At 37.0% G+C, this 9,418-nt stretch carries 8 protein-coding genes, 15 tRNA genes and 1 rRNA gene; 23 read left to right on the top strand and 1 reads right to left on the bottom strand.

The genetic code is table 11. The features are described from left to right. The first annotated feature begins 88 nt into the window (after positions 1-88). The 15 genes from rrf to DN408_RS19575 all read left to right on the top strand — a co-directional run bounded on the left by rrf (position 89) and on the right by DN408_RS19575 (position 1,713). Positions 89-204 (top strand): 5S ribosomal RNA (rrf, locus tag DN408_RS19645). 8 nt (positions 205-212) lie between these two features. Further along, positions 213-287, top strand: a tRNA-Asn gene (locus DN408_RS19640). 2 nt (positions 288-289) lie between these two features. Continuing rightward, positions 290-381 (top strand) — tRNA-Ser (locus DN408_RS19635). Between the two features lie 19 nt (positions 382-400). Further along, positions 401-475, top strand: a tRNA-Glu gene (locus tag DN408_RS19630). Between the two features lie 5 nt (positions 476-480). Then, positions 481-556: transfer RNA gene (locus tag DN408_RS19625), tRNA-Val, on the top strand. A gap of 24 nt (positions 557-580) precedes the next feature. Beyond that, positions 581-657, top strand: a tRNA-Met gene (locus DN408_RS19620). Positions 658-714: 57 nt separating this feature from the next. Beyond that, a tRNA-Met gene (locus DN408_RS19615) sits at positions 715-791 on the top strand. A gap of 3 nt (positions 792-794) precedes the next feature. Further along, a tRNA-Asp gene (locus DN408_RS19610) sits at positions 795-870 on the top strand. A gap of 9 nt (positions 871-879) precedes the next feature. Continuing rightward, positions 880-955: transfer RNA gene (locus DN408_RS19605), tRNA-Phe, on the top strand. A gap of 14 nt (positions 956-969) precedes the next feature. Beyond that, positions 970-1,045: transfer RNA gene (locus DN408_RS19600), tRNA-Thr, on the top strand. 10 nt (positions 1,046-1,055) lie between these two features. Continuing rightward, positions 1,056-1,139 (top strand) — tRNA-Tyr (locus tag DN408_RS19595). Between the two features lie 8 nt (positions 1,140-1,147). Then, positions 1,148-1,221 (top strand) — tRNA-Trp (locus DN408_RS19590). A gap of 19 nt (positions 1,222-1,240) precedes the next feature. Further along, a tRNA-His gene (locus tag DN408_RS19585) sits at positions 1,241-1,316 on the top strand. Between the two features lie 144 nt (positions 1,317-1,460). Beyond that, positions 1,461-1,535 (top strand) — tRNA-Gly (locus tag DN408_RS19580). Between the two features lie 96 nt (positions 1,536-1,631). Next, positions 1,632-1,713: transfer RNA gene (locus tag DN408_RS19575), tRNA-Leu, on the top strand. A gap of 209 nt (positions 1,714-1,922) precedes the next feature. On the opposite strand, the gene DN408_RS19570 is transcribed toward DN408_RS19575, so the two are convergent. Beyond that, positions 1,923-2,243 (bottom strand): DUF3884 family protein, encoded by a 321-nt coding sequence (locus DN408_RS19570; RefSeq protein ID WP_002125076.1) that lies wholly within the window; start codon positions 2,241-2,243, stop codon positions 1,923-1,925. A 659-nt stretch (positions 2,244-2,902) separates the two neighbouring features. On the opposite strand from DN408_RS19570, the gene DN408_RS19565 reads away from it, so the two are divergent. The 8 genes from DN408_RS19565 to trmL all read left to right on the top strand — a co-directional run bounded on the left by DN408_RS19565 (position 2,903) and on the right by trmL (position 9,391). After that, positions 2,903-3,622, top strand: a complete 720-nt coding sequence (locus DN408_RS19565) for a YebC/PmpR family DNA-binding transcriptional regulator (protein WP_002113875.1) — start codon at positions 2,903-2,905, stop codon at positions 3,620-3,622. Between the two features lie 150 nt (positions 3,623-3,772). Then, positions 3,773-4,234, top strand: coding sequence for an NUDIX hydrolase (locus DN408_RS19560; protein ID WP_002010362.1), 462 nt, complete (start codon positions 3,773-3,775; stop codon positions 4,232-4,234). Between the two features lie 529 nt (positions 4,235-4,763). Next, positions 4,764-5,540, top strand: a complete 777-nt coding sequence (locus DN408_RS19555; RefSeq protein ID WP_002091102.1) for a transglycosylase domain-containing protein — start codon at positions 4,764-4,766, stop codon at positions 5,538-5,540. A 186-nt stretch (positions 5,541-5,726) separates the two neighbouring features. Further along, on the top strand, positions 5,727-6,380 hold the full coding sequence (locus DN408_RS19550; protein WP_002091101.1) for a DsbA family protein: 654 nt from the start codon (positions 5,727-5,729) through the stop codon (positions 6,378-6,380). 115 nt (positions 6,381-6,495) lie between these two features. Continuing rightward, positions 6,496-6,569, top strand: a tRNA-Gly gene (locus DN408_RS19545). A gap of 200 nt (positions 6,570-6,769) precedes the next feature. After that, positions 6,770-7,912 carry a tRNA epoxyqueuosine(34) reductase QueG gene (gene queG, locus DN408_RS19540; RefSeq protein WP_002115986.1) on the top strand — a complete coding sequence of 381 codons (1,143 nt, stop codon included), beginning with the start codon at positions 6,770-6,772 and terminating at the stop codon, positions 7,910-7,912. Positions 7,913-7,956: 44 nt separating this feature from the next. Next, on the top strand, positions 7,957-8,844 hold the full coding sequence (locus DN408_RS19535; RefSeq protein WP_002029655.1) for an amidase domain-containing protein: 888 nt from the start codon (positions 7,957-7,959) through the stop codon (positions 8,842-8,844). Positions 8,845-8,902: 58 nt separating this feature from the next. After that, complete coding sequence (gene trmL, locus DN408_RS19530; protein ID WP_000538149.1) at positions 8,903-9,391, top strand: tRNA (uridine(34)/cytosine(34)/5-carboxymethylaminomethyluridine(34)-2'-O)-methyltransferase TrmL; 489 nt, start codon at positions 8,903-8,905, stop codon at positions 9,389-9,391. Positions 9,392-9,418: the final 27 nt, after the last annotated feature.

Raw genomic sequence — 9,418 nt, 5'->3', positions numbered from 1 at the left:
AATGTTATCTAGTTTTGAGAGAATATAAAAAACTTATTGACTTTCAGGGTGAATAAGTTATAATAATGATTGTCTCAAAAGAATAATGTCTGGTAATGATGGCAGAGAGGTCACACCCGTTCCCATACCGAACACGGAAGTTAAGCTCTCTAGCGCCGATGGTAGTTGGGACCTTGTCCCTGTGAGAGTAGGACGTTGCCAGGCAATATTATTCCGCAGTAGCTCAGCGGTAGAGCTATCGGCTGTTAACCGATCGGTCGTAGGTTCGATTCCTACCTGCGGAGCCATTGGAGAGCTGTCCGAGTTGGCCGAAGGAGCACGATTGGAAATCGTGTATACGTCACAAGCGTATCAAGGGTTCGAATCCCTTGCTCTCCGCCATAAGGAATTTATAATATTTGGCCCGTTGGTCAAGTGGTTAAGACACCGCCCTTTCACGGCGGTAACACGGGTTCGAATCCCGTACGGGTCACCACTTTTGGAGGATTAGCTCAGCTGGGAGAGCACCTGCCTTACAAGCAGGGGGTCGGCGGTTCGATCCCGTCATCCTCCACCATATAAATTATATGAATAATATTGTCGCGGGGTGGAGCAGTACGGTAGCTCGTCGGGCTCATAACCCGAAGGTCGCAGGTTCAAATCCTGTCCCCGCAACCAAACATTCTCGTAATGTGGTTGCCAACACTTATCATATAATTATATAAATAATATTATCGCGGGGTGGAGCAGTACGGTAGCTCGTCGGGCTCATAACCCGAAGGTCGCAGGTTCAAATCCTGTCCCCGCAACCAAATGGTCCCGTGGTGTAGTGGTTAACATGCCTGCCTGTCACGCAGGAGATCGCCGGTTCGACCCCGGTCGGGACCGCCATTTTAATAAGGCTCGGTAGCTCAGTCGGTAGAGCAGAGGACTGAAAATCCTCGTGTCGGCGGTTCGATTCCGTCCCGAGCCACCATTTTAATAAAATATGCCGGCTTAGCTCAATTGGTAGAGCAACTGACTTGTAATCAGTAGGTTGGGGGTTCAAGTCCTCTAGCCGGCACCATGTAAGTTTCGGAGGGGTAGCGAAGTGGCTAAACGCGGCGGACTGTAAATCCGCTCCTTCGGGTTCGGCAGTTCGAATCTGCCCCCCTCCACCATTTTACATAGGGGCATAGTTTAAAGGTAGAACTGAGGTCTCCAAAACCTCCAGTGTGGGTTCAATTCCTACTGCCCCTGCCAAATATATAAACACAACATGGCGGTTGTGGCGAAGTGGTTAACGCACCGGATTGTGGCTCCGGCATTCGTGGGTTCAATTCCCATCAGTCGCCCCATTTTTATTTTTTAAAAATTACAAATAAATTAATGGATACTTACATATAATTAAGTAAAACTTCGGTGGGCTATAGCCTAGCGGTTAGGCGTGGGGCTTCGACTCCCTCACCCGCACTTTTAATAAAATAACTCAAACATGTCTTGCGGAAGTAGTTCAGTGGTAGAATACAACCTTGCCAAGGTTGGGGTCGCGGGTTCGAATCCCGTCTTCCGCTCCAATTTTCAGTATGACATGCCGGGGTGGCGAACAGGCAGAGGCACAGGACTTAAAACCTTTACCACCGGTTCAAATCCGGTTGCCGCCTTTCTTTTATGCCGATGTGGCGGAATTGGCAGACGCGCACGACTCAAAATCGTGTTCCTTCGGGAGTGTCGGTTCGACCCCGACCATCGGTATCACGAACGGCGTAACATCAAGGCTCTACACTAATTGTGTAGAGTTTTTTTGTGTTTTTTTTACACTACAAAATAAGCACTAATAGTGCGTTGGGGTAGTGTGCGGTGAGTAAGTGACGAACTTTAGATACAGTTGGAAGAAACTATGAAGTATTAAAAGGATAAAATTTCAGTAGAATATTACATATACAAGAATTTTTTCGAGCACTCTAGAGAGAATCTCTCCACCCTGGTGACATGAAGTTAAATCCGATACCACCAGTTGAAATTACCACATTATCAGCTGGTAATTTCGTAATTTCAAAAAACTTCTTTTCAAACTCTTCTCTGTTGTACTTGTACATAGTTGAGTGACACGACCATATTTGCGTTGAAGTACTCAACCAGTCCCCTAATTCCTTTAATTTAGGGAACGAATCAAATTGAATTGGACCATCCAATTTTATGAATCTCACTTGATAGATAGTTGGGTTTAACTTCTCTCCTATTCCTTTAAAACCATGTGATTTTTTCTCATTTGAATGTGTCATAATTCTCCCTCCATCTTTTCTTCAAATTTTTTCCTATTTTAATTATACAGCAATAGAAAGTAATTAAGGAAATATTATGGGATTAGTAGAGGAATGAAAAGGAATAACTTTAGTTTGATAATGAATAGTTCATAACATACTACATAACAAATCTTTAAAAGGACATGGCAGCTTTGCCCTGTTTCTTATTGTTTAGCGAGAAATAATAAAATAAATCATCACAGTAATAAATGAAATATGATAAATTTAATCAAGGGAGAGAAATGAAAGTAAAAGGTGTCAGTTATTTAATATGATTCCATTTTGGCCCGTTTCATTTTAATTTATCATGTTTAAAGAAGCTCAAAATTTTTAAAATGCTTTAAAATAAAGGATTTTAAGGGTAGCACTCTATATAAATGTCACCTAAAAAGACCCTAACAGAAATGTTAGGGTTTTTTTGTTAAATTATGCTATGTGATTCTAAAATTCGTAATAAACTTAGGAATTCATGTATAATATAACTTGTCGAAAGAACAAAATGATAGTGATTTATATTATGTCTGTAATATGAATCAAAAATGAACTTTTTATATTTCTTTTAAAAATGTGTTGAATACACATTATATTTCATATTAATATTTTTATGTAGATTTAAAATGGGAAAGAGAGTGGAAAGTATGGGCCGTAAATGGAACAATATTAAAGAAAAAAAAGCATCAAAAGATGCAAATACAAGCCGTATATACGCGAAATTTGGACGTGAAATTTATGTGGCAGCAAAACAAGGCGAGCCAGATCCAGAATCAAACCAAACGTTAAGAGTTGTATTAGAACGTGCGAAAACATACAACGTGCCAAGAACAATTATTGACCGTGCGATTGAAAAGGCAAAAGGCGGTTCAGAAGAAAACTATGACGAGCTTCGTTATGAAGGCTTTGGACCAAACGGATCTATGGTAATTGTAGATACACTGACAAATAACGTAAACCGTACTGCAGCAGATGTACGTGCTGCATTTAGCAAAAACAGTGGTAACATGGGTGTAAACGGTTCTGTCGCTTACATGTTTGATGCGACAGCTGTTATAGGTCTTGAAGGTAAAACATCAGATGAAGTTCTTGAAATCTTAATGGAAGCAGATGTAGATGCACGTGACATTCTAGAAGAAGAAGATTCTGTTATCGTTTATGCTGAACCTGATCAGTTCCATTCAGTACAATCTGCACTTAAAGGTGCTGGTGTTGAAGAATTTACAGTTGCAGAATTAACAATGCTTGCACAAAGTGATGTAGAACTTCCTGAAGATGCTCAAGTACAATTTGAAAAAATGGTTGATGCATTAGAAGATTTAGAAGATGTACAGCAAGTTTACCACAACGTAGACTTAGGGGAATAATATAAGACAGAAGACCCTTTCCTTTAACGGATAGGGTCTTTTTTTATGGAGTTAATTAAGGTGGTAAAGTATTAAAGGTATTTTGTAGCTGCTAGGGAATATGGTTATAGGTTTGTATTTTAAATAATCATATTTCTAGGAGGTATTTCTGTGGAGCATAAAACACCAAAGCATATTGTTGCCGTAGCAGGTTATTTAACAAATGAAAAGAATGAGGTGCTTTTAACGAAAGTGCACTGGCGAGCAGATACGTGGGAAATGCCTGGAGGACAGGTAGAAGAAGGGGAAGCGCTCGATCAAGCTGTTTGCAGAGAAATAATGGAGGAAACAGGATTAACTGTGAAGCCTATCGGAGTTACAGGGATTTATTATAATGCTTCTATGCATATTGTAGCTGTTGTTTTTAAAGTAGCATATGTTAGTGGTGAAATAAAAATTCAATCTGAAGAAATACAAGAGGCTAAATTTGTTGCTTTAAACGAAGAGAACATTGATGAGTATATAACGCGTCCTCATATGAAATCAAGGACACTTGATGCGATGAAAGCAATGCATTTTATTCCATACGAAACATGGGAAGTTCAGCCATATAATCTTATAGGAAGGTTGTAAAGAAAAGGTTAGTTATTTGAGGACAGCTCAAATTGCTAACCTTTTCTTTATGTATACTGTTTCAGAAAAAGGTCACAATAATAAAGTGTAGGCTAATAATTGGTGGAGGAAGCAGAACTACCACCTAATTTCCTAGCTTTAGCCAAGTTTTGAGGGAGAATTCTTACTGCACACAAATAGCGAGATAATCCGAAAGCTAGTATTGATTTGCAGAACGTTCGTTCTGTATAATAGTGATATATCGTATATAATTAGATTGCTAGATGTTTAAAAGTATAAATGTATAAACTGATATAATAAAAGAATAAAGTGAAATTAAGGAGAGTCCTACTTCCTATAAATAGTGTGATAAATAAATGTATATTCAACATTTCATATGAATAGTAGATAAAAAGGGACTGTGATACAATACATTTTTACACCTTACAATGTTGTAAGGTAGGTGTAAGAGAAATCGATGGGATATTCTTTTATAACAAGGTATTCTTAAATTAAGAGTTATATGCTGTGTGGAAAAGAGGTGTTCGAGATGAAAGAACGAGTATTATCTAGAGTGAATTATCATCAAAAAGTTGCATTAAATCCATTAACTAAATTTCTTTATAAAGCCATTATATTATTATTATTGTTAAGTTTTGCATTATTATTCGTTGGAAATGTAATGATTGAGCGAAGTGATATTAGTAAATTACATGTACCCGCTAAGTTAGAGGTGCCAGAATCATTAACACACGCATTTATTGCGACGGAAGATAAAAGGTTTTATCATCATAACGGTTTAGACTATATAGCGATTATCAGGGCGTCTATTGAAAATATAAAAGCTGGTGGTGTTGTGCAAGGAGGAAGCACGATTACACAGCAGTTATCTAAAAATGCTTTCTTATCTAATGAACGTACATTTTCCCGTAAGTGGAAAGAAATTTTTTATACGAAAAAGATTGAACGTACATTCACAAAGGATGAGATATTAAAATTGTATGTAAGTAATATTTACTACGGAGAAGGCGCATGGGGGATTGAAAAAGCAGCAAACCTTTACTTCGGTAAAAAAGTGGATCAATTAACACTGGCTGAAAGTGCAATGATGGCTGCTATAGTAAAAGCACCGGCTTATTACTCACCTGCACAAAATTATGATAAAGCAGTTGAGAGACGGAATGTAGTTTTAAGGCTAATGGAGAAAGAAGGGTATATAAATCATGATGAATATGTGCAAGCAGTTAGTGAGAAATTAGTAATTCGCCATGATATAAAAACAGAGCAATCCATGTTAAAAAATGCCCGTGAAAAAGCAGTAAGTTAAAAGAAGTTCCTACATAGGAGCTTCTTTTTTTAATAATTTGTGACAAAAGGCGACACAATATTGTCACAAACGTTGTATTTTTGTAATTTATGTGAGCGTGTTCATTGCGTGACCTATGTAAGTATTGATATTATGTGTATTGTGTACAATGATGTATACAGAATATGAAATTAAAGAGGAATGTATATGAAATCATCAAACAAACTCATGGCTCTTGGTATAGTTTTTTCTATCGCAGTATTGATTGTAATCGGGACGATTGTGTATAGCATCATAAATGACAAGAAAGATAAAGGGAATGAGATGTTTGCTTATTCTACGCAACAATCTTTAGGGAAAGATGATGCTCCAGTTAAGGTAGTTGAATTTGGAGACTTTAAATGTCCAGCTTGTCGTACTTGGGATGTAACAGTATTACCACGATTAAAAGAAGAGTATATTGATAAAGGTAAAGTGCAGTTATATTTTATTAACTTCCCGTTTATCGGAAAAGACTCTGATTTAGGTGCAGCTGCCGGTGAAGCAATTTATAAACAAGATCAAGATTCATTCTGGATTTTCTATGATGAGATTTATCAAAATCAAAAGAAAGATACGGAAGAATGGATTACAGAAGAATTACTTCTTAATATTGTGAAAGAAAAGCTTCCGAAAATTAATGTAGAACAGTTTAAAAAAGATTTACACAGTAAAGAAATGAAAGACAAAGTACGTAAAGATTCAGATCGTGCTCAAAAATTAAAAGTTCAAGGTGCTCCTTCAGTATATATAAATGGGAATCTTGCAAACCCTGATTTCGATAGTATGAAGAAGGCGATTGATAAAGAATTGAAAAAGTGATGAGGTATCTCATCACTTTTTCGACTTTTTTCGATAAATTTCTTGCTTCGATTTTTTTTACATGCTATACTACTTTACATAAGTTATTTCAATATCTTATATTTTTTTCATATTTGCGGGTGTAGTTTAGTGGTAAAACAAGAGCCTTCCAAGCTCTGGTCGAGAGTTCGATTCTCTTCACCCGCTCCAAATTTTATTTAATGTTTTTCTAATAAATTGTGATCAACGCAGTGTTTCGTTTCTAAGATAAACGAAGCATTGCGTTTTTTAATGTTTGAAAATCATAATTGTATGCGAAAATAGAAGTGAAGAATATTATTCCAAAAGTGAATTGATAACCAATATAGTCGTTACATAAGGGATGGATTCATCGGTGGAGGCGATTGAAAATGGACTTTGAACAATTAAAGCAAGATGTAATTGCGTATAGTAAAACGATTGGTATAGATAAAATAGGTTTTGCCAGTGCTTCACCATTTGAGGAATTAAAGCAGCGTCTAATCCAGCAACAACAATTGAATTATCAGTCTGGATTCGAAGAGCCTGATATAGAGAAGAGAACGAATCCACAGCTATTGTTACCTGGTGCGAAATCAATTATTGCGATTGCTTTAGCATACCCTTCAAAATTAAAAAATGCACCATTAAGTAAACGAGGGGAACGACGTGGGATTTTTTGCCGTGCTTCTTGGGGCCAAGATTATCACCTTGTTCTACGAGATCGTTTGCAAAAGTTAGAGGCGTATTTAATCGAAAAGCTGCCGGATATAGAAGTGAAATCAATGGTTGATACAGGGGAGCTAAGTGATCGAGCTGTTTCAGAGCGTGCCGGTATTGGATGGAGTGGTAAGAACTGCGCTATTATTACGCCGGAATTTGGTTCGTATGTATACTTAGGAGAAATGATTACGAATGTTCCATTCCCTCCTGATCGGCCAATAGAAGATCAATGTGGAAGTTGTACGAAATGTATTGATATTTGTCCTACAGGTGCTTTAGTACAAGGCGGGCAGTTGGACTCGAAGAAATGTATTGCATTTTTAACACAGACAAAAGGGTTTCTGCCTGAAGAATATCGCGATAAAATAGGAAACCGTATATATGGATGTGATACGTGTCAGACTGTTTGTCCGAAAAATAAAGGAATGGATTTTCATAACCATCCTGAAATGGAGCCTGACCCTGAGTTAGTTAAACCGTTATTAACACCACTTTTAACAATTAGTAATCGTGATTTTAAAGAGAAGTATGGAATTATGTCTGGTTCATGGAGAGGTAAAAAACCATTGCAACGAAATGCTATTTTAGCACTTGCACATTTCAAAGAAACAGCAGCAATTCCTGATTTAATCGGTGTTATGAAAGATGATCCAAGACCAGTACTTCGAGGAACAGCAGCATGGGCACTTGGGAAAATTGGTGGAGATGGAGTAGGAGAAGCGATTGAAAAAGCGATGGAACGTGAGAAAGATGAAGAGGTTCTTCATGAAATGAATCGTGGACTTGAATTGTTAGCACAGAAAAAAGAGTAGATAATATCTCCCTTTTTCATATTGTAATATGGGAGGGAAACGAAATGGTTGTAAAAGCGAATATTGAAAAGCAAGTGCAACAGTTTTTAGCATATATAACAGAGAAACGAACAGATGTAGATGGTATTGCAGTAGATTTGTTACAAATGGTACAGAGAAAGAAACAATTGTTTCAAAAGCGTAGTGCACATATAGTGAAAGCAACTGCAGATATTTCTTTCGTTAGACAATTAAATAGTAATGAGCATCAAGAAATTGATTATCAAATACACTTGAAATATTTAATTAAGCATAAAGAATTATTTTATATCGAAGAGGAACAATTAAAACGACGAGTTTGTTTAAAAAATAGTTGTATAATAGATGATTATGCTCTTGAAGTGTCAGAAGAAATAGGAATAGGTGAAACGTTAGAACGGGAAGTCACGAAAGAAAAATACGGTTCATATCAATATAATCGTTTAGAGGCAGTGAAATATGCAGAGCGTTGGTGGGATGATCGCAATTCTGCATACCGTAATTTTCCGGATAATTGTACAAATTTCATTTCACAATGTCTGCACACTGGAGAAGTACCGATGAATGGACATCCTAACATTCGTAAAGGGTGGTGGCAAAGGGGAAACCAGTGGAGTTGGAGCTGGGCTGTAGCACACTCTTTTTATTGGTATTTGTCAGGTGCTACAACAGGGCTTCGAGCAGAAGCAGTAGAAAGGCCAGAAGACCTTATTCTTGGCGATGTAATTGCGTATGATTTTGAGGATGATGGTAGGTGGAATCATACGACAATTGTAGTAGCAAAAGACGCAGATGGTATGCCGCTTGTAAATGCACATTCAGCGAATAGCCGCAGGCGTTATTGGAACTATGAAGATTCTAGTAAATATACACCACAAATGAAATATAAATTCTTTCATATTATTAATGGGTAGAGATTTTTCGTTCAAGTGGTATAATACGTAGTAGATAAAAAATAGAGGTGAATATCGCGTGGGAGTACATGTTGTTTTATATCAACCAGAAATTCCAGCAAATACAGGAAATATTGCACGTACTTGTGCAGCAACTGGAACAGAATTACATTTGATTAGACCGCTTGGATTTTCAACGGATGACAAAATGTTAAAGCGTGCAGGATTAGATTATTGGCAGCACGTAAAAGTTACGTATTATGATTCAATCGAAGAATTTTATGAAAAAAATAAAGATGGTGAATTCTTTTATTTAACAAAGTATGGCGAGAAAGCTCATACAGCATTTGATTATAGCAAACGTGAGAAGGATTACTATTTCGTATTTGGAAGAGAAACAAATGGATTACCAGCTAATGTAATTGAAGAAAACTTCGATCATTGTTTACGTATTCCAATGACGGATAAAGTACGTTCATTAAATTTATCTAATACAGCAGCAATTTTAATTTATGAAGCGTTCCGTCAACAAAATTATCCAGGATTAGATTTAGAAATCGTGTATTAAAAGTCGCCATTTGGCGGCTTTTTTATT

This window comes from Bacillus sp. AR13-1 (assembly GCF_008042285.1).
Lineage (GTDB): Bacteria > Bacillota > Bacilli > Bacillales > Bacillaceae_G > Bacillus_A > Bacillus_A mycoides.
This window is presented reverse-complemented; position numbering and strand designations above follow the sequence as displayed.

Coding starts and splice junctions, on each gene's coding strand:
- DN408_RS19570 (WP_002125076.1), bottom strand. CDS start 2,243: ATGACACATTCAAATGAGAAAAAATCACATGGTTTTAAAGGAATAGGA.
- DN408_RS19565 (WP_002113875.1), top strand. CDS start 2,903: ATGGGCCGTAAATGGAACAATATTAAAGAAAAAAAAGCATCAAAAGAT.
- DN408_RS19555 (WP_002091102.1), top strand. CDS start 4,764: ATGAAAGAACGAGTATTATCTAGAGTGAATTATCATCAAAAAGTTGCA.
- DN408_RS19550 (WP_002091101.1), top strand. CDS start 5,727: ATGAAATCATCAAACAAACTCATGGCTCTTGGTATAGTTTTTTCTATC.
- queG (WP_002115986.1), top strand. CDS start 6,770: ATGGACTTTGAACAATTAAAGCAAGATGTAATTGCGTATAGTAAAACG.
- DN408_RS19535 (WP_002029655.1), top strand. CDS start 7,957: ATGGTTGTAAAAGCGAATATTGAAAAGCAAGTGCAACAGTTTTTAGCA.